At 73.4% G+C, this 23,499-nt stretch carries 20 protein-coding genes; 15 read left to right on the top strand and 5 right to left on the bottom strand.

Annotated elements, in window-relative coordinates; translation table 11 throughout:
- The first annotated feature begins 17 nt into the window (after positions 1-17).
- On the top strand, positions 18-947 hold the full coding sequence (locus NLX94_RS21285; protein WP_254384576.1) for a polysaccharide deacetylase family protein: 930 nt from the start codon (positions 18-20) through the stop codon (positions 945-947).
- 34 nt (positions 948-981) lie between these two features.
- On the opposite strand, the gene NLX94_RS21280 is transcribed toward NLX94_RS21285, so the two are convergent.
- The gene (locus tag NLX94_RS21280) at positions 982-1,182 is read right to left on the bottom strand and encodes a hypothetical protein (protein ID WP_254384575.1); all 201 of its coding nucleotides are present in this window, start codon (positions 1,180-1,182) and stop codon (positions 982-984) included.
- A gap of 76 nt (positions 1,183-1,258) precedes the next feature.
- On the opposite strand from NLX94_RS21280, the gene NLX94_RS21275 reads away from it, so the two are divergent.
- From NLX94_RS21275 to NLX94_RS21255, 5 genes are all read left to right on the top strand, one after another.
- Positions 1,259-2,017: an aminoacyl-tRNA hydrolase gene (locus NLX94_RS21275; protein ID WP_254384574.1), complete on the top strand. Its 759-nt coding sequence runs from the start codon at positions 1,259-1,261 to the stop codon at positions 2,015-2,017.
- 119 nt (positions 2,018-2,136) lie between these two features.
- Positions 2,137-3,513, top strand: coding sequence for a DUF692 domain-containing protein (locus NLX94_RS21270; RefSeq protein WP_254384573.1), 1,377 nt, complete (start codon positions 2,137-2,139; stop codon positions 3,511-3,513).
- Entirely contained in the window at positions 3,510-4,553 is a 1,044-nt protein-coding gene (locus NLX94_RS39020; RefSeq protein ID WP_308402479.1) for a TIGR04222 domain-containing membrane protein, read from the top strand. Before NLX94_RS21270 ends, NLX94_RS39020 begins: the two co-directional genes overlap by 4 nt.
- A gap of 84 nt (positions 4,554-4,637) precedes the next feature.
- A complete protein-coding gene (locus tag NLX94_RS21260; protein WP_254384572.1) occupies positions 4,638-5,423 on the top strand; it encodes a TIGR04222 domain-containing membrane protein in 786 nt (261 codons plus the stop codon).
- Positions 5,424-5,504: 81 nt separating this feature from the next.
- The gene (locus NLX94_RS21255) at positions 5,505-7,190 is read left to right on the top strand and encodes an alpha/beta hydrolase (protein ID WP_254384571.1); all 1,686 of its coding nucleotides are present in this window, start codon (positions 5,505-5,507) and stop codon (positions 7,188-7,190) included.
- 103 nt (positions 7,191-7,293) lie between these two features.
- Here NLX94_RS21255 and hemQ read toward each other — a convergent pair whose 3' ends face one another.
- Both hemQ and hemG read right to left on the bottom strand, forming a co-directional pair.
- Complete coding sequence (hemQ, locus tag NLX94_RS21250; protein ID WP_254384570.1) at positions 7,294-8,007, bottom strand: hydrogen peroxide-dependent heme synthase; 714 nt, start codon at positions 8,005-8,007, stop codon at positions 7,294-7,296.
- A gap of 4 nt (positions 8,008-8,011) precedes the next feature.
- A complete protein-coding gene (hemG, locus tag NLX94_RS21245; protein ID WP_254384569.1) occupies positions 8,012-9,505 on the bottom strand; it encodes a protoporphyrinogen oxidase in 1,494 nt (497 codons plus the stop codon).
- A gap of 174 nt (positions 9,506-9,679) precedes the next feature.
- Here hemG and NLX94_RS21240 point away from each other — a divergent pair, with 174 nt between their 5' ends.
- Both NLX94_RS21240 and NLX94_RS21235 read left to right on the top strand, forming a co-directional pair.
- A complete protein-coding gene (locus NLX94_RS21240; RefSeq protein ID WP_254384568.1) occupies positions 9,680-10,729 on the top strand; it encodes a DUF4349 domain-containing protein in 1,050 nt (349 codons plus the stop codon).
- 66 nt (positions 10,730-10,795) lie between these two features.
- Entirely contained in the window at positions 10,796-12,184 is a 1,389-nt protein-coding gene (locus tag NLX94_RS21235; protein ID WP_254384567.1) for an FAD-dependent oxidoreductase, read from the top strand.
- Positions 12,185-12,310: 126 nt separating this feature from the next.
- Here the strand turns inward: NLX94_RS21235 and hemE are convergent, their stop codons facing one another.
- On the bottom strand, positions 12,311-13,375 hold the full coding sequence (gene hemE / locus NLX94_RS21230; protein ID WP_254384566.1) for a uroporphyrinogen decarboxylase: 1,065 nt from the start codon (positions 13,373-13,375) through the stop codon (positions 12,311-12,313).
- Between the two features lie 91 nt (positions 13,376-13,466).
- Here hemE and NLX94_RS21225 point away from each other — a divergent pair, with 91 nt between their 5' ends.
- The 7 genes from NLX94_RS21225 (at position 13,467) to NLX94_RS21195 (ending at position 22,045) form a co-directional block, all read left to right on the top strand.
- On the top strand, positions 13,467-14,129 hold the full coding sequence (locus tag NLX94_RS21225) for a DUF3000 domain-containing protein (RefSeq protein WP_243331447.1): 663 nt from the start codon (positions 13,467-13,469) through the stop codon (positions 14,127-14,129).
- Between the two features lie 279 nt (positions 14,130-14,408).
- Entirely contained in the window at positions 14,409-15,071 is a 663-nt protein-coding gene (locus NLX94_RS21220) for a response regulator transcription factor (RefSeq protein ID WP_254384565.1), read from the top strand.
- Between the two features lie 133 nt (positions 15,072-15,204).
- Entirely contained in the window at positions 15,205-16,518 is a 1,314-nt protein-coding gene (locus tag NLX94_RS21215) for a ribonuclease D (RefSeq protein WP_254384564.1), read from the top strand.
- Between the two features lie 127 nt (positions 16,519-16,645).
- Entirely contained in the window at positions 16,646-17,416 is a 771-nt protein-coding gene (locus NLX94_RS21210) for a ferritin-like domain-containing protein (RefSeq protein ID WP_374683996.1), read from the top strand.
- A 130-nt stretch (positions 17,417-17,546) separates the two neighbouring features.
- Entirely contained in the window at positions 17,547-18,773 is a 1,227-nt protein-coding gene (locus NLX94_RS21205; protein WP_254384562.1) for an acetyl-CoA C-acyltransferase, read from the top strand.
- Complete coding sequence (locus tag NLX94_RS21200; RefSeq protein ID WP_254384561.1) at positions 18,770-20,902, top strand: 3-hydroxyacyl-CoA dehydrogenase NAD-binding domain-containing protein; 2,133 nt, start codon at positions 18,770-18,772, stop codon at positions 20,900-20,902. Before NLX94_RS21205 ends, NLX94_RS21200 begins: the two co-directional genes overlap by 4 nt.
- A gap of 135 nt (positions 20,903-21,037) precedes the next feature.
- A complete protein-coding gene (locus NLX94_RS21195) occupies positions 21,038-22,045 on the top strand; it encodes an endonuclease/exonuclease/phosphatase family protein (RefSeq protein ID WP_254384560.1) in 1,008 nt (335 codons plus the stop codon).
- A gap of 55 nt (positions 22,046-22,100) precedes the next feature.
- Here the strand turns inward: NLX94_RS21195 and NLX94_RS21190 are convergent, their stop codons facing one another.
- Positions 22,101-23,492, bottom strand: coding sequence for a GDSL-type esterase/lipase family protein (locus NLX94_RS21190; protein WP_254384559.1), 1,392 nt, complete (start codon positions 23,490-23,492; stop codon positions 22,101-22,103).
- Positions 23,493-23,499: the final 7 nt, after the last annotated feature.

Genomic DNA, 23,499 nt, shown 5'->3' with positions numbered 1-23,499 from the left:
TCATATATTTTGCGTATGTGATCATCTCAGTGCGCAGGACGGCCGCCGTCGCGGCCGTAGCAGCTCTCAGTGCCGCCCTCGCCGCGTGCGGGGGCGGCACCGGTACGTCGGACGCCGGCGGCCAGGCCCGGATGGGAGCCTCCGCGGCCCCCTCCGCCTCCCCTTCCACCGCGGGCTCCGCGGCCCCGCCGGCCGGCTCCCAGAGCAGTCCGCCGGCGGCCGAACCGCAGCCCGGGGCCCCCGGCAGGGCGCCGACGATGGCGCCCGGCCCGAACGGCCTGACCCCCGTCTTCGAGCGCGCGAAGCAGCAGACCGACAAGACGGTGGCGCTGACCTTCGACGCCGACATGACCTCCGATCAGGGACCGCGCGCGGCGGGCGGCGAGCGCTTCGACAACCCGCAGCTGATCTCCACCCTGCGCACCCTCAAGGTGCCCTCGACGGTCTTCATGACGGGCCGCTGGGCCGAGGAGTACCCGGACCAGGCGAAGTCCATCGGCACCGACCCGAACTTCGAGATCGCGAACCACTCGTACAGCCACCACGCCTTCAAGTCCCCCTGCTACGGGCTCCCCACCCTCGACGAGGCCGCCGCCCGGGCCGATGTGGACCGGGCCTTCGACGCCTTCCGCAAGGCGGGCGCGGTCAACACCGTCCCGTACTTCCGCTTCCCGGGCGGCTGCTACGACGACCAGGCCCTGCGGGCCATCTCCACGTCCAAGGTCACGGCCGTCCAGTGGGACGTGGTCAGCGGGGACGCCTTCGCGAAGGATCCCGACGCGGTGGCCGCGCAGGTCCTGGCCGGGGTGAAGCCCGGCTCGGTCGTGGTCATGCACTGCACGCGCAGCGCCGCCCCGGTCACCGAGGAGGCCATCCGGAAGATCGTCCCGGAGCTGCGCAAGCGCGGCTACCGCTTCGTCAAGGTCTCCGACCTCATCGGAAAGTAGCCCGGGCCCCGCGGACCCTGCGGGCCCGGCAGGCTCAGCCCGAGCAGGCCGTACGCTGCGCGTCCTGCCACTCGCACACCGGGCACAGCACCACACCGGGCGTGGCGACCCCGTACTCGGTGGGCTTCCCGCACTCCACGCAGTCCGCGAAGGGCGGCCCGGCCACCCGCCCGGCCGGGGCCGCGGGGGCGGGGCAGTACGAGGATTCGGTCGCGTGCTGCTCCGTCTGGTCCATGGGTACGAGCCTACTCACCCGGGCCCGCGGCCCCTCGGGCACCGGCCCGGGGGCGGGGGCTGGCATCCTTGGCCGGATGAGCACCGAGGACACGCACCACGACACCCTTGTACCCGCTGCCCCCGCCGTCGGGTCCGACAGTCCCTTCCGGCAGGAGCGGATCGCCCGCGACGACGCACCGCAGTACGTCCTCCCGCTGGTCGTGCGGATCGAGAAGGCGGAGCCTCCGGCCCGGACCGACGCCCTCGAGACGGCCGCCCGCGCGGTGCTCGTCCTGCTCACCGACGAGCGGTCGGCCGGCGAGGGCGAGTGGGCGGCCGCGGTGCGGGACTGGCAGGACGCGCGGATCCGCAAGGTGGTGCGCCGGGCGCGCGGGGCGGAGTGGCGCAAGGCCGGGACCCTGCCGGGCCTCACGGTGCACGGCGCGGACTCGGAGGTACGGGTCTTCCCGCCGGTCCCCCTCGACGGCTGGCCCAAGGAGCTCGCCAAGCTCCAGGTGTCGGGCACCGACCTGGACGACCCGGAGCCGGTCGCACCGGCGGAGGCCGGCCTGCCGGTCCTCTGGCTCAACCCCGGCCTGGACATGTCGGCGGGCAAGGCGATGGCCCAGGCCGGGCACGCGGCGCAGCTCGCGTGGTGGGAGCTGACCGGCCCGGAGCGGGCCGCGTGGCGGGAGTCCGGCTTCCGGCTGGCCGTACGGACGGCCCCGCGCGAGCGGTGGGCGGAGCTGTCCGGGAGCGGGCTGCCGGTGGTGCGGGACGCGGGGTTCACGGAGATCGCACCCGGTTCGTGCACGGTGGTCGCGGACCATCCGGCGCTGCGGGCCCGGCTGTAACGGGGTCGCGCGGCCCGGAACCTCAAATGTTGCTCTGAACGTCCCCCTGGGCGGGTTGGCCCGGCTCCGTCGGGGCCATGACATCGGCAGGACGACCGATGAGAGGGGGCGAGGGGGACATGAAGCCCATGGCACACCTGGGGGTGGGCATCGGCTGGCGGCCGGAGATCGCGGGGGCGGTCGAAGGCCTGCCGGGCCTGGACTGGGTCGAGGTGGTGGCGGAGAACATCTGCCCCGGCCACCTGCCGGAGTCCCTCGTGCGGCTGCTCGACCGCGGGGTCCGCGTGGTGCCGCACGGAGTCTCGCTGGGCATCGGCGGCGCCGACCGGCCGGACCCGGCGAAGCTGGCCGCGCTCGGGGAGCGGGCGGTGGCCCTGGGGGCTCCGCTGGTCACCGAGCACATCGCCTTCGTACGGACCTCCTCGGTGGCGCCGGGACCGGTGCTGGAAGCCGGGCACCTGCTGCCCGTGGCGCGGACCCGGGACGCGCTGGACGTGCTCTGCGAGAACGTACGGATCGCGCAGGACGCGCTGCCGGTGCCGCTCGCGCTGGAGAACATCGCGGCGCTGGTGTCGTGGCCCGGGGAGGAGCTCACCGAGGCGCAGTTCCTGACCGAGCTCGTGGAGCGGACCGGGGTGCGGCTGCTGATCGACGTGGCCAACCTGCACACCAACCGGGTCAACCGGGGGGAGGACCCCGTCGCCGTGCTGGAGGGCATCCCGCTGGAGGCGCTGGCGTACGTGCACGTCGCCGGGGGCGTGGAGCGGGGTGGGGTGTGGCACGACACGCATGCGCATCCGGTGCCGGATGCGGTGCTGGACATCCTCGCGGAGCTCCGCTCCAGGGTGGACCCGCCCGGGGTGCTCCTGGAGCGGGACGACGACTTTCCGGCGGAGGCCGAGCTGGCGGGTGAGCTCGCCGCGATCCGCGGGGTGCTGGGCGGCCCTGCGGGGGCTGTCCCCTACCCGCCCTTCCACCGTTCCCCGGGCGCTGCCCGGACCCGCGCCTCAAACGCCGGCGGGGCTGGAGTGGGGGCCGCCCCGACCCACGCCTCGAACGCCGGCCGGGCTGAGGTGGGCGGGCTCGGTGGTGTGCGGACTCGGGTGGGGATCGGGCAGGCTGCCTTGTTGTCGGCGCTCGTTGCCGGGACTCCCGTGCCCGAGGGGTTCGACCGGCAGCGGGTCCGCGTACAGGCGCGGGCGCTCGCGGCCAAGCGGGCCGGGGTGGTGGCCAGGCTGGCGCCCGAGCTGCCCGGGATCCTGGGCGGGGAGGACCCGTACCGGGAGGCCTTCCTGCGCTACGCCCGGCACCGGCCGATGACCGCCGGATACCGGCGCGACGCCCTGGACTTCGCCGAGCACCTGCTGGTCCGGGACCTGCCCGCCGACCCCGCCGCCCGGCGCCGGCTCACGCTCTGGTGGCGGGACCGGGCCGGGGCGCGGCCGCCGGGCCGGGCCGTGCGCTGGGCCCGCGCCCTGGTGGGGAGGGCGGCGTGAACTTCTTCGACCTCCTCGCCGTGGCCGTGTGGATCGGCGTCATCGCCTCCGGCGTCCTGCTCCTGCGCGGCCTGCGGCAGTCCCGGCCGGCCGGCCTCGGGCCCGCCCCGCGGCTGCACGACCTGTCCGAGGCCGCCTTCATGGCCGGCGGGCCCGGCGCGGTGGTGGACGCCGCGCTCGTCTCGCTGCTCTGCGACGGCCGGATGCTGGTCGGCGGGCCCGGCATCGTCCAGGTCCGGCCCGGGGTGCGGGGCGGCGACCCCGCCCAGCGGGCCGTGCTCCAGGCCTGCCAGGGCGCCCCCTCCGGGTGGCTCTACCAGATCCGCTACGCCGCCATGCGGGACCCGGCCGTGCAGGAGACCGGCGACGCGCTGGCCGCCCGCGGGCTGATCACCACCCCCGGCGCCCGGCAGCGCCGCCTGCGCGTCCACGGAACGGCCCAGGCCGTGGTGTGCGGGGTGCTGCTGGTCCTCTCGCTGCCGCTGACCGTGGCCGACTTCGTGCTCCACGAGGGGAACGGCGTGCCATTCGTCGCCGAGGTGCTGCCCGTGCTGCTGGCCGGGATCGCCGTGGGCACCGTCGCCGCCTCCCGCGCCCGGCGGCGGATCACCCCGGCGGGGGCCGAGGCGCTGCGCGCCGTCCGTGCCCACTACGGGGCCGACCAGAGCCCGTACGTCCAGACCTCGCTGTTCGGGCTGCGCGGCCTGCGGGACCCCTACCTGCGCGAGCAGTTGGTGCCGGCGGCCCGCGGGACCCGGCTGGCCGCGGCCCAGTCCCGTACGCGCTCCGGCGGCTCCGGATCCGCGGCCGAGGTCATTCCGGTCCTCTGGTGCGCGGGTTCCGACGGCGGCGGGGGCGGCGGGACCGGCTGCGGGTCCTCCGGAAGCAGCTGCGGTGCGGGCGGCGGGGGCGGCTGCGGTGGTGGAGGGGGCGGCGGGTCGAGCTGTTCCGGCAGCTCCGGCGGGTCGAGCTGCTCCAGCTCCTCCAGCGGGTCGAGTTGTAGCAGTTCGTCCAGTTCCAGTTGCGGCAGCAGTTCCTGACCATCCATCACGACCCCGTCACGAGCTGCTCACACCTGTACAGAAGCCTGTACCGACCGGTTCCACATCTTGTAGAAATCGGTCATGTTCTGGGTCCTGTTCCTCCTCCTTGCCTGGGCAGGGCTGCTGTTCGCGTGCACCCGCCTCCTGAAGGCCGCCGGCGAACTGGCGGACCCGCCTGCGGGCACCGCCGCGCGCCGCCGGCACGACGAGCTGAACCTGTACGAGGCCGCCTACCTCGCCGGCGGCCCGGAGCGGGTGGCCGAGCTGACGCTGCTGTCGATGCAGCGCCAGCGCCGGCTGCTGCTCGCCCACACCGGCTGGGCCACGGTGGTCGATCCGGTGGGGCGCGATCCACACGAGTGCTCCGTGCTCGGCGCCTTCGGGCCGGACGGGCAGGAGCCGGTGACCTCCGTACGGGCGGTCGCGGCCCGGGACCCGGCCGTACGGGCCCTCGCGGAGCGGCTCGGAGAAGCCGGGCTCGCGCTGCGCGACGGGGCCCAGCAGGAGATATCCGCGGGGATCCGGGCGGTCCGTCAGGCGACCCTGCTGGTCCTCGGCATGGCGGTGGCCGCCCTGTGCGTGCCCGATCCGGGGACCACGACCGGGATGATCCTGTGCTGGTTCGCGCTGCCGCTGATCCTCGCGCTGGGCTGCCTGGCGATCGCCCGCGTCGAGGGGCACGCACAGTCCGGGTGGGCCTCCCCCGACGGCCGGCGGCTCCTCGTGCAGCTGGGCCGGGAGCGGGGCGTGCGGGGTTCGCTCACCGCGGTGGCCCTGCGGGGGCTGCGCGCGGTCGCGGATCCCGAGCTGCGGGCGGCGCTCGCCTACGGCAGGCGGGGGCGGATCCCGCGGCAACGGGGGCATTGAGCGCGACACCGGCCGGTGGTCCTGTACAGGGGGCCGCCCGCCGGATCTCATCGGACGGTCCGATGAGATGAGAGGCCCGCCATGCGCATGACCCGGGTACCCGCCACGGCCACGCTGGCCGCCCTCGCGCTGGCCGCCTCCCTGCCGATGACCTCCGGCGCCGCGGCCGCTCCCCCGGAGCCGCCCCGGGTGGCGGTCGCCCGGGCGGCCGCCGGAGCCGCCGGAGCCGCCGAAGCCGCCGGGGCCGAACTCGCGGCCCGTCAGGGGGCCCGGGACGGGCTGGAGTTCGGGCCGTGTCCCGTCGCCGAGGGGCTCGGACCGGAGGTGCGCTGCGGCACGCTCCGGGTCCCGGTCGACTATGCCCGGCCCTTCGGGGCGCGGACGGAGATCCTCGTCAGCCGCGTCGCCGCCTCCGGCGCGGGCGGGGTCCGGCGGCAGGGCGCGCTCGTCTACAACCCCGGCGGGCCGGGCGGGAACGGCCTGTTCTTCCCGGTCGTCGCCGGCCTGCCCGAGTGGCGCCGCATCGGGGCCGCCTACGACCTGGTCGGCTACGCCCCGCGCGGGGTGGGCCGCTCGGGGCACCCGCTGTCCTGCCAGGACCCCGCGCGGTACGCCGAGGCCCCGACCGAGGCCGCCGGCGCACGGCCGGACGCCGCCGCCAAGGAGGGGCGGATCGCCGCCGCCCGGGCCTACGCCCGCGGGTGCGCGGAGCGGGCCGGGGCGACCCTCGGCTCGTACACCACCCTGAACAACGTCCGCGACCTGCACGTACTGCGCGCAGCCCTCGGCGAGAGCGGGCTGACCTTCATGGGGGCCTCGTACGGCACCTATCTCGGCGCGGTGTACGCCACCCTCTACCCGGGGCACGTCCGCCGGATGGTCTTCGACTCGGCCGTCGACCCCGACCCCCGCAAGGTCTGGTACCGCAACAACCTCGCCCAGGCCCCCGGCTTCGAGCGCCGCTGGGCGGACTTCCTCGCCTGGACGGCCCGCCACCACGCCGCGTACGGGCTCGGCTCCACCGCCGAAGCGGTGCGGGCCAGTTACGAGCGGGTGCGGGCGGCGCTCGCCCGCGAACCGGCGGGCGGGAGGGTCGGCACCGGGCAGCTGCACTCCGCGTACCTGCGGGCCGCGTACTACGACGAGGTCTGGCCGGACCGCGCGGCGGCCCTGGCGGCGTTCCTGCGCGGTGATCCGCGCCCGCTCGTGGAGCTCGCCGCCCCGGACCCGGCGGCGGCCGTGGAGGGCGAGAACGCCACGGCCGTCTACACGGCGACCCTGTGCAACGACGCCCCGTGGCCCGCCGACTGGGAGACCTGGGACCGCGACAACACCGAGCTGGCCCGCACGGCCCCCTTCGAGACCTGGGCCAACGCCTTCCTGAACCTGCCCTGCGCCTTCTGGCCGGTGCGCGAGCGGCAGCGGCCGGTGGACGTGGGGGCACGGCCGGGCGCCCCGCTCCCCCGCACGCTGATCGTCGCGGCCGAGCTCGACGGCGCCACCCCGTACGGGGGTGCGCTGGAGCTCCAGCGGCGGCTCGGGCCGCGGGCCGGGCTGGTGACGGAGGCGGGGGCCGGCACCCACGGGGTGGTCGGCGGACGCAATGGCTGCGTGGATGCCCACATGGAGCGGTACTTGCTGACGGGTGACACCCCGGGGCGGCGTGTCACGTGTGCGCCGCATCCGGAGCCCGCACCGGTGTCGCTGGACGACCGGGCAGCGGTGGCCCAGGGGCACCCCAGGGCACTGCTGCCGCCAGTCGTCTGAACTTCCGGGCGGGATCTCCGGCTGCGTCGATTCGGGGGCAGGGCCTCCCGATCCCCGGAGGACGCGGTCAGCGTGCCTCCGGTCCTTCCCCCCAGGGGAGGTCTCAGGCGAGTCCGGCCACCAGATCGGCGACGGACTTGCGGCGCCCGGTGTAGAAGGGCACCTCTTCGCGGACGTGCATGCGGGCCTCGGAGGCGCGCAGGTGACGCATGAGGTCGACGATGCGGTACAGCTCGTCGGCCTCGAAGGCCAGCAGCCACTCGTAGTCGCCGAGCGAGAAGGAGGCGACGGTGTTGGCGCGCACGTCGGGGTAGCCGCGGGCCATCAGGCCGTGGTCCTTGAGCATGCGGCGACGGTCCTCGTCGGGCAGCAGGTACCAGTCGTAGCTGCGCACGAAGGGGTAGACGCTGACGTAGTCGCGCGGCGTCTCGTCGGCCAGGAAGGCCGGGATGTGGGACTTGTTGAACTCGGCCGGGCGGTGCAGGGCCATGTTCGACCAGACCGGCTCCAGCGCGCGGCCCAGCTTGGTGCGGCGGAACAGGTTGTACGCGGTCTGCAGCTCGTCGGAGGTCTCCGCGTGCCACCAGATCATGATGTCCGCGTCGGCGCGCAGGCCGGAGACGTCATAGGTGCCGCGGACGGTGATGTCCTTGGCGGCCAGCTGGTCGAACAGCTCCTGGACCTCGTCGGCGAAGCCGGCGCGGTTCTCGGGGAGCACGTCCTTCAGCTTGAAGACGGACCACAGGGTGTAGCGGATGACCTCGTTGAGGTCCTTCGCCTTCTTCCCCGCGTTGGGAATCTTCTCTGGTGCAGTCATGTGTCTATTGTCCCGTGTGCTGATCAGTGGTCGGTGCCAGGGGTGCCCCAGCGGTCCCCAACGTGGCGATCACCACGTCGGCGGCCTTGCCCGCGCTCGCGATGCAGGCCGGAATGCCGACCCCGTCGTACACGGCTCCGCACACCGCGAGGCCCGGCAGCGCCGCGACGGCGGAGCGGATCCGGGCCACCCGGCCGAGGTGGCCGACGGGGTACTGGGGCAGGCCGCCGTCCCAGCGGGTGACGGTGGAGGCCACCGGGCGGGCGGCGGGGCCGAGGCCCACGGCCGCGCCGAGGTCGGTGAGGGAGACCTCGACCAGTTCCTCGTCCGAACGCTTGAGGTCGCCCTCGTCGCCGTGCCGGCCGACGGAGGTGCGCAGCAGGAAGAGGTCGGGATCGGTCCCGGCCCAGGCCCACTTGTTGCTGGAGAAGGTCGAGGCCTTGATCGTCCGGCCGTCCACGGGCGGTACGAGGAACCCGCTCGCGCCGCCGTCGGCGATCCCGGCGGGCAGGTCGGAGCGGCGCAGGGCCATCGTGACCAGGGCCATGGAGGCGTACTCGACCCCGCGCAGCTCGGTGGCGGCCGCGGGCGCGATCCGGTCGAGCAGGCGGGCGGCAGGTCCGGCCTGGACGGCGAGGACCACGGCGTCGGCCTCGATGGTCTCGGCCCCGCCGGGGACGGCGGCTACCACGCGCCAGCCGGTGGCGGTACGGGTCAGCTCGCGCGCGGGCGCGTCGAGGAGGATCAGGGCCCCGGCCGCGCGGCAGGCTTCGGCGACGGCGAGCGGGAGCCGGCCGATGCCGCCGTCGATGCCGGAGAAGACGGGCCCGGTCTGCCCGGCGCGGGCCGCCCGGGCCTGCAGGTCCCGTACGCCCTCGCCGAGGGAGGCGTGGGTGCGGGCGGCCTCGAAGAGCTGGGGGACGGCCGCCCGCATGGAGATGCGGTAGGCGTTGCCGGCGTAGACCCCGCCGAGCAGCGGTTCCACGAGCCGGTCGACGACCTCGTGGCCCAGGCGGGCGGCGACGTACTCGCCGAGCGCCACGTCCTCGCCGATCTCCTCGCGCTCCAGCCCGTCCTCGGCCCCGGCGCGGGCCAGGCCCTCGGCGGAAAGCACTCCGGAGGCGGCGAGCGGGGCCAGGTCGCCGGGCACGCCCATGACGTGACCGCCCGGCAGGGGGCGCAGCGCGCCGCGGGTCCACAGGCGGGCGGTGGCGGTGGCGGGCGGCTGCAGGGCCTCGCCGAGGCCGACGGCGCGGGCCAGTTCGAGTGCTTCGGGGCGGCGTGCGAGGACGGATTCGGCGCCGAGGTCCACGCGCAGGCCGGCCAGTTCGCCGGAGCGCAGCTTGCCGCCGAGGCGCGGGCCGGCCTCCAGGAGGGTGACGCGCAGGCCCTCGGCGAGCAGCCGGTGGGCCGCCGCGAGGCCCGCGATCCCGCCGCCGATGACGACGACGTGGCCGGCGGGGCCCGGCCGGTCCGTACGCGTGTCCGCTTCGTGCATGGACACATCGTCTCAGACCGCTCACCGGCCGTTCGCCGAGGCCTGACCGTGACCGCTTCGGCATCAGCTCGGGACCGTGCGTACGAAACCCGGGACCGGACCCCGGACGTCAGAACGTCGAAGCACAGGCACGAGCCCATCCGACGATGCCGAGATTTCCGGGGGTACCTCACGATGCAGACCCAGCACAGACGTTACGGACGGTACGGGCGGCGTTCGGCGACGGCCCTGGCCGCGCTCTCCCTGACCGGAGCCCTCGTCCTCACCGGCTGCGGCTCCGGCGCCGACACCATGGCCGACAAGGCGGGGGTCGCGGCGGACGCGAAGGCGCCGGAGGCGGCCCCCGGGCAGGGCGGGGCGGCGGCCCCGGAGGCGGCCGCGTCGGGGGCGCCGGCCCCGGGCTCCGAGAAGAACCAGCCGCCGGCTCCCGCCGCGCGGACGCAGATCATCCGGACGGCCTCGCTGGGCGTGGAGACGGCGGACGTCCAGAAGGCGACGGCCGGGGCCCGGACGGCGGCGGAGAACGCGGGCGGGTACGTGGGCAACGAGTCCACGGCGCGCGGAGACGACGGGGCGATGACCTCGACGGTGACCCTGCGGGTGCCCGGCGAGCGCTTCGACGCGGTGCTGGCCGCGATGGAGGGCAGCGGAAAGCTCCTCAACCGCAAGGTGGAGGCGCAGGACGTGACCCAGAAGGTCGCGGACGTCGACAGCCGGGTCAAGTCCCAGCAGGCGAGCGTGGCGCGGGTGCGCGAGATGATGGAGAAGGCCTCGGGGCTGTCCGAGGTGGTCACGCTGGAGTCCGAGCTCAGCAAGCGCCAGGCCGATCTGGAGTCGCTGCTCGCCCAGCAGACGGCGCTCAAGGACCAGACCTCGCTCGGCACGATCACGCTGACGTTCTCGGAGCCGGGGAAGCCGCCGGCCAAGGAGGCGAAGAAGCCGGATCCGGGCTTCCTCGACGCCCTGGCGGGGGGCTGGAAGGCCTTCGCCGCCGTGCTCCTCTACGTCCTGATGGCGCTCGCCGCGGCCTCGCCGTTCCTGCTCACCGTCGGCTTCCTGCTGCTCGCCTTCCGCCAGTACCGCAAGTGGCGGCCGGCGAAGGAGAAGCCCGGCGCGTCCGGGCGGCTTCCCGCACAGGGCGGGCCGAAGTGGCCGGCGCACACGGCGGCCGCTCCGGCGGACGCGGACCGTCCGGCCGCGACGCCGCCACCGGTCCAGGACTGACCACTCGTGCGCCCGTAGCGTGGAGCCCGCAGGCACGGACGCGGCGGGGAAGGACGGTACGGGCGCATGGCGAACGGCACGGAACGGCTGGTGGTGGTGGGTGGTGACGCGGCGGGCATGTCCGCCGCGTCACAGGCCCGGCGGCTCAGGGGCCCGGCGGAGCTGGAGATCACCGCCTTCGAGCGCGGGCACTTCACCTCGTACTCCGCGTGCGGGATCCCGTACTGGATCGGCGGCCTGGTCGACGGCCCGGAGCAGCTGATCGCCCGCACGCCCGAGGAGCACCGCGCACGGGACATCGACCTGCGGACGCGGACGGAGGTCGTGGAGCTGGACCTCGCGGGACAGCGGGTGCGCGCCCGCGATCTGGACTCCGGTTCCGAGTACTGGACGGAGTACGACAAGCTCGTCCTCGCCACGGGCGCCCGTCCGGTCCGCCCCCGGCTGCCCGGCATCGGCGCGCACGGGGTGCACGGGGTGCAGACGCTGGACGACGGGCAGCGGCTGATGGCCGATCTGGAACGGACGGCGGGCCGCCGGGCGGTGGTCGTGGGCGCCGGGTACATCGGCGTGGAGATGGCGGAAGCGCTGCTCGGGCGGGGCTTCGAGGTCACCGTGCTGCACCGGGGCGAGCAGCCGATGTCCACGCTGGACCCGGACATGGGCGGCCTGGTGCACAGCGCGATGAACCGCATGGGGATCCGTACGGTCGCCCGCGCCGAGGTCACGCAGATCCTCACCGACGGGGAGGGCCGGGCCCGCGCGGTGACCACGGCGGCCGGGGAGGAGTACCCGGCGGACGTGGTCGTCCTCGGCATCGGCGTCGAGCCGCGCACGGCCCTGGCCCGCGCGGCGGGCCTGCCGCTGGGCGAGTCGGGCGGTCTGCTGACCGACCTCTCCATGCGGGTGCGCGGCCACGAGAACATCTGGTCGGGCGGCGACTGCGTGGAGGTCCTGGACCTGGTGTCGGGCCGGATGCGGCACATTGCGCTGGGCACGCACGCGAACAAGCACGGCCAGGTCATCGGTTCGGGCGTCGGCGGCGGCTACGCGACCTTCCCGGGCGTGGTCGGCACGGCCGTGAGCAAGGTCTGCGACCTGGAGATCGCCCGGACGGGCCTGCGCGAGCGCGACGCCCTCGCCGTCGGCCTCCGCTTCGTCACCGCCACCATCAGCTCGACGAACACGGCGGGCTACTACCCGGACGCGGCGGAGATGACGGTGAAGATGCTGGCGGAACGCCGCACGGGCCGCCTCCTGGGCGTCCAGATCGTCGGCGGCGCGGGCTCCGCGAAGCGGGTGGACGCCGCCGCGGTGGCCCTGACGGCCGGCATGACGGTGGACCAGCTCGTCACCCTGGACCTGGGCTACGCCCCACCGTTCTCCCCGGTCTGGGACCCGGTCCTGGTAGCAGCCCGCAAGGCGGTGACCGCGGTGCGGGCGGCGGGGGTGTAGGTGATGCCGCGCAGCGGCGATTTCAGCCCGTCCGGCGTTTGAGGACCGGGGTCTGGGGCGGAGCCCCAGGAAACGGAGAAAGGGCGGGGCGGGGAGAAGGCCCCCCGCCCCGGCACCCCGCAGGGGCTAGCGCTGCGTCTGCGTGTGGACGTAGTCCACCAGGCGGGTCAGGGCGTCCGGGTTGGTCGTCGGGAGGACGCCGTGGCCGAGGTTGAAGATGTGGCCCTCCAGGCCGGACGCGGCGGCCAGGACCTCGTCCGTCTTCTTCTCGACCGCCTCGGGGGTGGAGAAGAGGACCGCCGGGTCCAGGTTGCCCTGGAGCGCCTTGCCGGGGCCGACGCGGTGGACGGCGTCGGCGAGGGAGACCCGGTAGTCGACGCCCATGACGTCCGCGCCGGCCTCGCCCATGAGGCCGAGCAGCTCGCCCGTGCCCACGCCGAAGTGGATGCGCGGAACCCCGTACGAGGCGACGGACTCCAGGACCTTCGCGGAGGCGGGCATCACCGAGCGGCGGTAGTCCGCCGGGGCGAGCGCGCCGACCCAGGAGTCGAAGAGCTGGATGGCGGAGGCGCCGGCCTCGATCTGGACCTTCAGGAAGGAGGAGGTGATCTCGGCGAGCCGGTCCAGCAGGTCGGCCCAGAGCTCCGGGTCCCCGTACATGAGGGCCTTGGTGTGCTCGTGGTTCTTGGAGGGGCCGCCCTCGACCAGGTAGCTCGCGAGGGTGAAGGGCGCGCCGGCGAAGCCGATCAACGGCGTGGAGCCGAGTTCACCCGTGAGCATGCCGATCGCCTCGGTGACGTACGAGACGTCCTCCGGGGTGAGGTCGCGCAGCTGTGCGAGGTCCTCGCGGCGGCGGATCGGCTGGGCGACGACCGGGCCGATGCCCGGCTTGATGTCCAGGTCGATGCCGATGGCCTTCAGCGGGACCACGATGTCGGAGAAGAAGATGGCCGCGTCCACGTTGTGGCGCCGGACCGGCTGCATCGTGATCTCGGTGACCAGGTCGGGCCGCATGCAGGATTCCAGCATCTGCGTGCCCTCGCGCACCTTGCGGTACTCGGGGAGCGAGCGCCCCGCCTGCCGCATGAACCACACGGGCGTGTGCGGCACCGGCTCGCGCCGGCACGCCTTCAGGAAGGCGGAATCGTACGTCTGGCTCGGCGTGCCCGTGGGGCGGGTGTTGGCGCTCACGACTCAAATCTTCGCACGTATGAAGAAGTGCCCGGCCCGGTGCGGGTGTCCCTGCGCCGTACGGGCGCTCGTTCCGCCTAGTCTTCCCCGCATGGCTGCGGCTCAGGGACGATTTTCAGATGGCGCTGACGGTACGGACAGCGCGAAGGACAGCTCCGTCCCACTACCGTTCCGGCGGGCGGTCGACGGCTTGAAGAAGGCGAGGCTGCGGCAGGGGATCGAGATCGACCCCACCAAACCGCCACAGAGACTGGCGCCCCACGCGTACGCGCTGGAGGCGGCGGTCGTGGACGGTGACGAGGACCTGGCCGACGGCCGTCTGATCCTCTTGCACGACCCGGCCGGGCACGACGCCTGGCAGGGCACCTTCCGGCTGGTGACGCTCGTACGGGCGGAACTGGAGCCGGAGATGGCCGTGGACCCGCTCCTCCCCGAGGTGTGCTGGTCCTGGCTGACGGGGGCGCTGGACGCGCGCGGGCTGACGTACGGCGAGGCGAGCGGGACCGTCACCATGGCCGCTTCGCACTACTTCGGCGGGCTCGGAGAGCGGCGTCCTGCCACCCAGATCGAGATCAGGGCCTCGTGGACGCCGCGCGAGGGAGTGGGCGGGGTGCCGGACACCGCCGCACACCTGTCGGCCTGGTGCGAACTGCTGTGCCAGATCGCGGGGCTGCCTCCGGTCGGACCGACCGAGACGGTGACCGGGGTGGTCTCGCTGCCCCAGCGGCGCGGCCCGCATCACCCTCAGGGGTAGTTCCGCGAGGCCGCGACCCCCTCCGGCCTGCACTCCGATCTGCGCACCGGCCCGCGCTCCGACGCGGGCCGGAGGCCGTTCCAGGGCACCCCTTGCAGGCTTCTGATCACCCTATGATCGATCGTGCGTCCGAATTGCCCGAATTGTTACTCACCAAATCGTGATCATTCCCTAAAGCCGGGCGGGTGACGTGCCGAAGGAGTCATAGACCATCCGCACGGTTCGCACCGGCTTCCTTCCCCGAGCCGGCCGTCCCGCCACTCCCCCCAGGAGGCCTAGGTGTCCGTTCTTCTCGAGCAGCCCGCAAGCCTGGTCGCCTACCGCCCGAACAAGCCGACGGCCATGGTCGTCGTGGCCGACCCGCGCGTGCGTTCCACCGTGACCCGCCATTTGTGGGCCCTCGGGGTACGCGACGTGATCGAGGCGTCGTCCATCGCGGAGGCCCGTCCACGCATCGGCAGCCCGCGCGACATCTGCGTGGCCGACGTACACCTGCCCGACGGTTCCGGTCTCACCCTGCTCTCCGAGACCCGCGCCGCCGGTTGGCCGAACGGCCTGGCCCTGTCCGCCGCCGACGACATCGGCGCCGTGCGCAACGCCCTCGCGGGCGGAGTGAAGGGCTACGTCGTCACCGGCACCCGGACCAACATCGGGCTCCCGTCCCGGCCCGGCGCCGCCCCCATCGGCGCCGCCGCGGCCCGTATGCACCGCCGCCCCCCGGGTACCCCGAGCCACCCGGGCGGCTACCGAGAGCTCTCCGGCCGCGAGGTCGAGGTCCTGCGCCTCGTCGCGGAGGGCCAGTCCAACAAGGCCATCGGTGTGTCGATGGGCCTGTCCGCCCTGACCGTCAAGTCCCACCTCGCACGGATCGCCCGCAAGCTGGGCACCGGCGACCGGGCCGGGATGGTCGCCGTCGCCCTGCGCACCGGGATCATCCACTGACCCGGCCGATATCCCCCGAAGGCCCCCGGGAGAACTCCCGGAGAACCCGGGGCAACGTCCGTCCTCCCCCTTCGCGCCCGTCGCCGGAACGTTCCGGCGACGGGCGCGTCGTATCCACGGATACCCTTGACCGGTGACCGACGCCCAAGAAACCGCAGCAGGCCTGCGCACCACCACCGGGGGCGGCCCCCCGGACGACGAGGTTTCGTCCGACGGGCTGCCGATTCCCTTGCTAGAACCCCGTGAGGGCATCCCTCCGGTGGTCGCCGACGCGGTCGCGCTCGCCGAGGTGGTCGCGGCCTTCGCTGCGGGCACCGGCCCCGTCGCCGTGGACGCCGAGCGCGCCTCCGGCTACCGCTACGGCCAGCGCGCCTACCTCGTACAGCTGCGCCGCGAAGGCGCGGGCTCCGCACTGATCGACCCGGTGGGCTGCCCCGACCTCTCCTCCCTGGGCGAGGCGCTGTCCGGCACCGAGTGGATCCTGCACGCCGCCACCCAGGACCTTCCGTGCCTCCGCGAAATAGGCATGGCGCCCACCTCCCTCTTCGACACCGAGCTGGCCGGCCGCCTCGCCGGCTTCCCCCGGGTCGGACTCGGCGCGATGGTCGAGAGCGTCCTCGGCTACGTGCTGGAGAAGGGGCACTCCGCCGTCGACTGGTCCACCCGTCCGCTCCCCGAGCCGTGGCTGCGCTACGCCGCGCTCGACGTGGAGCTGCTCGTGGACCTGAGGGACGCGCTGGAGAAGGAGCTGGACCGGCAGGGCAAGCTGGAATGGGCCCACCAGGAGTTCGACGCCATCGCCTCCGCACCGCCCGCGCCGCCGCGCAAGGACCCGTGGCGCCGTACGTCCGGCATGCACAAGGTGCGCCGGCGCCGGCAGATGGCCGTGGTCCGGGAGCTGTGGGAGTCCCGGGACCGGATCGCGCAGCGACGTGACGTGTCACCGGGCAAGGTGCTGGGTGACGCCGCGATCGTCGAGGCCGCGCTCGCCATGCCGCTGAACGTGCAGGCCCTCTCCGCCCTGCCCGGCTACGGGCAGCGCATGGGCAGGCGCCAGCTGGACCAGTGGATGGCCGCCGTGGAACGGGCGAAGGCTCTGCCCGAGGCCGAACTGCCGCAGCCGGGGGCGACCCCGGCGGGTCCGCCGCCGCCGCGCTCCTGGGCGGACAAGGACCCGGTGGCCGCGGAGCGGCTCGCCGCGGCCCGGACGGCCGTCTCGGCGCTGGCGGAGGGGCTGAACCTGCCGCAGGAGAACCTGATCACCCCCGACACGGTCCGCCGGCTGTGCTGGGAGCCGCCGGCGCGGCTGGAGCGCGAGGCGGTGGCCGAGGCCCTGGCGGGGTACGGAGCCCGCCCGTGGCAGATCGAGCAGGTGACGGACGCCCTGGTCACGGCCCTGGCCGCGACCCCGTCCGTGATCGAGCCCGATCCCGCGACCGAGGACTGACGCGCCCGTTCCGCACGCGGAAGCCCCCGGCCTTCGGGCCGGGGGCTTCCGCGTGTCCGCGTCCATGTCCCGGTTCCGCTACAGCCGGCCCCCGCTCCTTTTGAACACGCTCAAAGACGCCTAGCTTTTGAACGTGATCAAACATGGGCGGGGATACGAGACCTGGGTGGCCGACTTCGAGAGCGAACGGGAGCGGCGGGCCCGGCGGGGGGACCCGGAGTGGGGCCGGGGCGCGAAGCTCCCCGCGGAGCTGGTCCGGAGCCTGCAGCGGTTCCAGGTGGGCGAGGACGGGGACGGCTCCGCGCTGATCGGCAAGGCCGACCGGGCCGGCGATCCGGTGTACGCACGGGCCGTACGCCTCTTCGTCGCCGAGGAGCAGAACCACGCGCGGATGCTGGCCCTGCTCCTGGAGGCGGGGGGCGCGGGCACCCTGGCCGGGCACTGGAGCGACACCGTGTTCGTCCGGTTGCGGCGACTGCTGGGCCTGCGGGTGGAGCTGCTCGTGCTGATGGTGGCGGAGGTGGTGGCCCTGCGCTACTACCGGGCCGTGCGGGACGGAGCCGCCGATCCGCTGGCCGCGGAGGTGGCACGGCTGATCCTGGCCGACGAGGAGCGCCACGTCCCCTTCCACTGCCTGCGCCTGCGCGAGGCCCTGGCACCACTGCCGGTCCCGGCCCGCCGGGCGGCCGTCACGGCCTGGCGGGCCGTGCTCGCCGCCGCGGCCGTGGTGGTCGCGGCGGACCACGGACCGGCCCTGCGCACCCTGGGCGTCCGCCGCCGCACCTTCGTGGCGGACACCGTCCGGTCCTCGGCCGCCCTGGCCGCGGACATCGCCGCCGTCGCCCCCGCCCCCAGCCGCGCTGCGGACCGGGCCGAACCGGACCCCCGCGGAGTGTGACCTTCGCCGCTCCTTCCGAGGGGGGTGTGCATGCCGGTTACCGACAAGTAGCATGATGAGGTGAGCGGGCGCTCAGCAATGAACGCGCCCCCGCGCAGCAGTGCACACCCGCACCTGGAGGAGAGCCAACGTGCCTCGTACCGTCAGGGACGTCGTCTTCGTCGACGGCGTCCGCACCCCGTTCGGCAAGGCGGGCCCGAAGGGCATCTACAACGAGACCCGCGCCGACGATCTCGTCGTCAAGGCGATCCGGGAGCTGCTGCGCCGCAACCCGGACCTGGACCCCGCGAAGATCGACGAGGTCGCCATCGCCGCGACCACGCAGATCGGCGACCAGGGCCTGACGCTGGGCCGCACGGCCGGCATCCTCGCGGGCCTCCCGCAGTCCGTCCCGGGCTACTCCATCGACCGCATGTGCGCCGGCGCGCTCACCGCCGTGACCGCCGTCGCGGGCGGCGTGGCCTTCGGTGCGTACGACGTCGCCCTCGCCGGCGGTGTCGAGCACATGGGCCGCCACCCCATGGGCGAGGGCGTGGACCCGAACCCGCGCTTCGTCTCCGAGAAGCTGGTCGACGAGTCCGCCCTGTTCATGGGCATGACCGCCGAGAACCTGCACGACCGGTACCCGACGATCACCAAGCTCCGCGCCGACGAGTACGCCGTGCGCTCGCAGGAGAAGGCCGCCAAGGCGTACGCCGACGGCAAGATCCAGCAGGACCTGGTGCCGATCTCGGTGCGCAACAACAACGAGGCGGCCGGTGAGACGGGCTGGGGCCTGGTCACCGCCGACGAGCCGATGCGTCCGGGGACCACCCTGGAGAACCTGGCGAACCTCAAGACCCCCTTCCGTACCCACGGCAAGGTCACTGCGGGCAACGCCGCCGGTCTCAACGACGGTGCCACGGCCGCGATCATCGCGTCCGAGGACTTCGCCCGCGAGAACAACCTCCCGGTCAAGATGCGCCTGGTCTCGTACTCCTTCGCGGGTGTCGAGCCGGAGGTCATGGGCTACGGCCCGATCCCGGCCACCGAGAAGGCGCTGGCCCAGGCCGGTCTGACGATCGAGGACATAGGCCTCTTCGAGGTCAACGAGGCCTTCGCGGTCCAGGTCCTGGCGTTCCTGGAGCACTACGGCATCGCCGACGACGACGCGCGCGTCAACCAGTACGGCGGCGCCATCGCCTTCGGCCACCCGCTCGCCTCCTCGGGCGTACGCCTGATGACGCAGCTGGCCCGCCAGTTCGAGGAGCAGCCGGAGGTCCGCTACGGCCTGACCACCATGTGCGTCGGCTTCGGCATGGGCGCCACGGTCATCTGGGAGAACCCGAACTTCACCGCCGAGGGAGACAGCAAGTGAGCACCACCACCACTGAGCTCCTGAAGGGCGCGGCCGAGCTGTTCCCGGACGAGGTCGTCACGCGCGCGCTCGTACGCCACCTGGACCTGCCGTTCGGCGCCGGGCGCTTCGCGCTCATCACGCTGGACAACGGCCTGGACCACACCAAGCCGACCACCTTCGGCCCGCAGTCCCTCGCCAACCTGAACGCGGCGATCGACCAGGTCGAGCAGGAGGCCCTCGCGGGCTCCATCGTCGGTGCGGGCCTGACCGGCAAGCCGTTCATCTTCGCGGTCGGCGCCGACCTCAAGGGCGTCGAGCTGCTGAAGAAGCACGACGAGGCGCTCGCCATCGGCAAGGGCGGCCACGACGTCTTCAAGCGCCTCGCGGCGCTGGCCGTCCCCACCTTCGCCTACTACAACGGCGCGGCGATGGGCGGCGGTGTCGAGGTCGGTCTGCACTGCACCTACCGCACCGTCTCCAAGGCCATCCCGGCCTTCTCGCTGCCCGAGGTCTTCCTCGGCCTGGTTCCCGGCTGGGGCGGCTGCGCCCTGCTGCCGAACCTGATCGGCGCCGAGCGCGCGGTCTCGGTCATCATCGAGAACTCGCTGAACCAGAACCGGCAGCTCAAGGGCAAGCAGGTCTTCGAGCTGGGCATCGCGGACGCGCTGTTCGACGGCGCGGACTTCCTGGAGCAGTCGCTCCTGTGGACCGCGAACGTGCTGAACGGCACCACCGAGGTCGTCCGCCCGGAGATCGACCGCGGCGAGGCCTGGGACGCGGCCGTGGCCAAGGGCCGCTTCATCGCCGACTCCAAGGTGCACGGCGCGGCCCCGGCCGCCTACCGCGCGCTGGAGATCATCGAGGCGGCCAAGGACGGCGACCTGCAGAAGGGCTTCGACGCCGAGGACGCGGCCCTGGCCGACCTCATCATGGGCGGCGAACTGCGCTCCGGCATCTACGCCTTCAACCTGGTCCAGAAGCGCGCCAAGCGCCCGGCCGGCGCCCCGGACAAGAACCTGGCCCGCCCGGTCACCAAGGTCGGCGTCGTCGGCGCGGGCCTGATGGCCTCGCAGCTGGCGCTGCTGTTCCTGCGCCGCCTGGAGGTGCCGGTGGTCCTCACCGACATCGACCAGGAGCGCGTGGACAAGGGCGTGGGCTACGTCCAGGCCGAGATCCAGAAGCTGCTCGGCAAGGGCCGCATCAACCAGGACAAGGCCAACCGCCTGACCGCCCTGGTGTCGGGCGTCCTGGACAAGGCCGAGGGCTTCGCGGACGCGGACTTCATCATCGAGGCCGTGTTCGAGGAGATGTCCGTCAAGCAGAAGGTGTTCGCGGAGGTCGAGGCGGTCGCCCCGGCGCACGCGATCCTCGCCACCAACACCTCCTCGCTGTCGGTCTCCGAGATGGCCTCCAAGCTCCAGCACCCGGAGCGCGTGGTCGGCTTCCACTTCTTCAACCCCGTCGCGATCCTCCCGCTGCTGGAGATCGTCCGCGGCGAGCAGACCGACGACGCCTCGCTGGCCACGGCCTTCGGTGTCGCGCGGAAGCTGAAGAAGACCGCGGTCCTCACCAAGGACGCCCCGGCGTTCGTCGTGAACCGCATCCTGACCCGCTTCATGGGCGAGATCCAGAACGTCATCGACGAGGGCACCCCGGTGGTCACCGCCGAGAAGGCCATCGAGCCGCTCGGCCTGCCGATGTCCCCGCTGGTGCTCCTGGAGCTCGTCGGCCCGGCGATCGGTCTGCACGTCTCCGAGACCCTGAACCGCGCCTTCCCGGAGCGCTTCACCGTGTCCCCGAACCTGGCCGCCGTGGTCAAGGCCGGCAAGCGCGGCTTCTACGTCTACGATTCCGGCAAGCCGGAGCTGGACCCCGAGGTCGCCGCCCTCCTCGTGCAGGGCGACGTCGTCCTGACCGAGGAGCAGGTCCGCGACCGCGTCCTGGACGCGGTGGCGCAGGAGATCGGCCTGATGCTGGAGGAGGGTGTCGTGGCCGAGGCCCAGGACATCGACCTCTGCCTGATCACGGGCGCGGGCTGGCCCTTCCACCTGGGCGGTGTCACCCCGTACCTGGACCGTGAGGGCGTCTCCGAGCGGGTCAACGGCAAGAAGTTCCTGGCCCCGGGCCTGGCGAGCGTTCCGGTCTGATCCGCCGCCGCACCGCGTGACCCACGGCGCCCGCCCCCGCCTCCGTACCCCGGGGGCGGGGGCGGGCGCCGCCGTCTTCCGCCCATTCCCGACCCGGTGTCCCGGCACCGGCCGCGACCTCGGATAATGAATCGGATGTACCCGCGAAACAACAGTTCACGGCCTCCCTCCCGGTTCTCCCGGATACCGGCGCCGGTCGTCGTGACGGTGCTGTGCGCGGTGATCGCCGTGCTGCTGGGGGCCGCGGGGTACGCCATGACCTCCGAGGAGGACCGGCCGGAGCCCGCGCCGGCGGCCGGCCCCGGCCACGTCAACGTACTGAACTGGAACATCTGCGGGGAGGCGGGCGGACAGCGCGGCAAGCGCGGCTTCTGCCCCAACCGCAACCGGCCCGATCTGACGGTGCGCGAGATCGTCGAGATGGTCGACGAACGCAACGCCGACGTCGTCACCCTGCAGGAGGTCTGCGGCGGGGCCACGGGCAGCCATCTCGCCCTGCTCAAGAGCGCCCTGGGCGAAGGCTGGAGCATCCTCCGGGCCCGCGGTACGCGGCCCGACGGGGCCTCGGAGTGCCGCGGCTCGCTCACGGGCGAGCTGGGAGTGGCCATCGCGGTCCACGGGAAGATCGAGTCGTCCTCGCAGGACAACACCCTCTCCGACGAGCCCCCGGAGAGCGGGGAGCACGTGATGCCGCTGCTGTGCGCGGACGTCGAGGGGTGGTCCCACCGCATCTGCACCACGCACCTGGTCCCCGGGGACGACCCGCGCGGCGCCGAGCAGGCGGAGCGGATCTCCCGGCTCACCTCTCCGGACGGCAAGCCGTTCATCCTGACCGGGGACTTCAACCGGAACTCGAAGGCCGAAGACCTCGACCCGCTCACGAGCATGCTGAGCGAGTGCGAGGCGCTGACCGACAAGGTCGGCGGCACGCACCACGCGTGGGACGCCAAGGCCGGCAAGCACGTCTACCGCACCCTCGACCACATCTTCGCGAGCCCCGGGGAGTCCGGCGAGAAGGCGCGGTTCTCCTCCTGCGGCGTGGACTACGACCGCATGGACACCACGCCGAACGAGCGGGAAGTGGCTCCGAACGGCAAGTCGGACCACGGCCCCCTCTACGCGACCGTGGAGATCCACAAGTAACGCGAAGAGCCGGACCCGCGGGGTCCGCGGGTCCGGCTCATGCGCAAGGCGTCCTTCAGCGGCCGGAGAAGGGCACGTGCTCGCACTTCTCGACGCAGTCGTGACGGGCCGCCAGCGCGGACTCCCGGATCCAGCTGCCTTCGGGGATCCCGTGCACCCGGATCGTCCGCGTGGCGGGCTCCGAGTGGATGGCGCTGAAGATCGAGACGAACTGCACCTGGAACGTTCCCGGCTTCCAGTCGTGCGGATGCGTGAACTTCCAGCTGCCGTCGTCCTGTACGGGGGCGGAGCCGATCAGCCGTCCGCCCTCGAGGACGGAGACCTTCTTGACGCCCTTCTCCACGGTTCCGGAGAAGCGGGGGCGCGTGCCGGTCCAGGCACCCTCCCGGGGCCCGGTCACCACCGGCGCGAGGACGGAGGTCTTGACCGTGAAGGGGAGGACGGCGAGCGGGGAGACGCCCTGCGGGGTGTGGCCGACGACCTGGATCTCGTGGCGGCCCGGGGTCCAGTTGATCACCCGGCGCCAGGACCACTTGCCCTCGGCGTTGACCCGCGTACCGCCGAGGTAGCTGCCGCCCTCGAAGAAGAGCAGGTAGGAGGTGCCGGGGTCGGCGGTGCCGGTGAACTTCTGCATCGCGCCCACCGTGCGGTTCGCCCCCGGGGAGGCGATCGTCGGCGCGTTGCCGACCCGCATGTCCGCGTAGAGCGCGAACTCCGGCTTCTCCACGGTGAACTCTTCCAGCACCGGCGGGTACTCGGCTCCGACCTGGACCGTCTCCGGAGCGATCAGGCCGTGCGGCAGCGCCTGGGAGTTGTAGAGCGAGATGGCGACCATCCGCGCCACCTCGCGCGCACCGATCTCGTTGAAGTGCGAGGAGTCGATGATGCCGTCGGGGTGGTTGGGGTGCTCGGCGGGGTCCGTCCAGCGGAAGTAGCGCCGGGCCCGCTGCGGTCCCAGGTCGTGCAGGAGCTGCATCGTGAAGGCGTTCATGTCGACGAGCACGGTGTCCGTCTCGGCGGCGGCCTCGCGCATCAGCTGCGGATAGTGCTCGCGGGTGTTGGAGACGCTCCCGTCGGCCTCGAACGCGCACCGGGCGGCGGGGGTGAGCAGGACCGGGATCGCACCCTCGCCGCGGATCCGCTCCACGTAGAGGCGTATGAACTCCTTGAACTCGCGCGGCCCGTGGTAGCGCAGCGGGTTGTCCACGCGCTGCTCCACCCCGCCGAAGGCGATGAGGACGACGTCACCGGGGTCGATCAGGTTCAGGAGGGTGGCGAACCGCTCGCTGAAGTAGCCGCGCAGCGTCATGGCATCACGGGCGTAGTTGCGCACCTCGTGGTACGGCGTGAGGAATTCCCCGAGGAACTGCCCCCATCCGGCCAGCGGCGATTCCTGGGGCGTGCGCGAAGCAGCCACGGAGTTCCCGATAATGCAGATCTTGCTCATGGCTGCT

Origin of the sequence: Streptomyces sp. TBY4, from assembly GCF_024213195.1 — a bacterium.
Taxonomy (GTDB): Bacteria; Actinomycetota; Actinomycetes; order Streptomycetales; family Streptomycetaceae; genus Streptomyces.
The sequence above is the reverse complement of the archived record's forward strand: the minus strand, read 5'-3'. Positions and strand labels throughout refer to the sequence as shown.

Excerpts from the sequence above, each read along its gene's own strand:
- NLX94_RS21280 (WP_254384575.1), bottom strand. The coding sequence starts at position 1,182 with ATGGACCAGACGGAGCAGCACGCGACCGAATCCTCGTACTGCCCCGCC.
- NLX94_RS21275 (WP_254384574.1), top strand. The coding sequence starts at position 1,259 with ATGAGCACCGAGGACACGCACCACGACACCCTTGTACCCGCTGCCCCC.
- NLX94_RS21270 (WP_254384573.1), top strand. The coding sequence starts at position 2,137 with ATGAAGCCCATGGCACACCTGGGGGTGGGCATCGGCTGGCGGCCGGAG.
- NLX94_RS21260 (WP_254384572.1), top strand. The coding sequence starts at position 4,638 with ATGTTCTGGGTCCTGTTCCTCCTCCTTGCCTGGGCAGGGCTGCTGTTC.
- NLX94_RS21255 (WP_254384571.1), top strand. The coding sequence starts at position 5,505 with ATGCGCATGACCCGGGTACCCGCCACGGCCACGCTGGCCGCCCTCGCG.
- hemQ (WP_254384570.1), bottom strand. The coding sequence starts at position 8,007 with ATGACTGCACCAGAGAAGATTCCCAACGCGGGGAAGAAGGCGAAGGAC.
- hemG (WP_254384569.1), bottom strand. The coding sequence starts at position 9,505 with ATGCACGAAGCGGACACGCGTACGGACCGGCCGGGCCCCGCCGGCCAC.
- NLX94_RS21240 (WP_254384568.1), top strand. The coding sequence starts at position 9,680 with ATGCAGACCCAGCACAGACGTTACGGACGGTACGGGCGGCGTTCGGCG.
- NLX94_RS21235 (WP_254384567.1), top strand. The coding sequence starts at position 10,796 with ATGGCGAACGGCACGGAACGGCTGGTGGTGGTGGGTGGTGACGCGGCG.
- NLX94_RS21225 (WP_243331447.1), top strand. The coding sequence starts at position 13,467 with ATGGCTGCGGCTCAGGGACGATTTTCAGATGGCGCTGACGGTACGGAC.
- NLX94_RS21195 (WP_254384560.1), top strand. The coding sequence starts at position 21,038 with ATGTACCCGCGAAACAACAGTTCACGGCCTCCCTCCCGGTTCTCCCGG.
- NLX94_RS21190 (WP_254384559.1), bottom strand. The coding sequence starts at position 23,492 with ATGAGCAAGATCTGCATTATCGGGAACTCCGTGGCTGCTTCGCGCACG.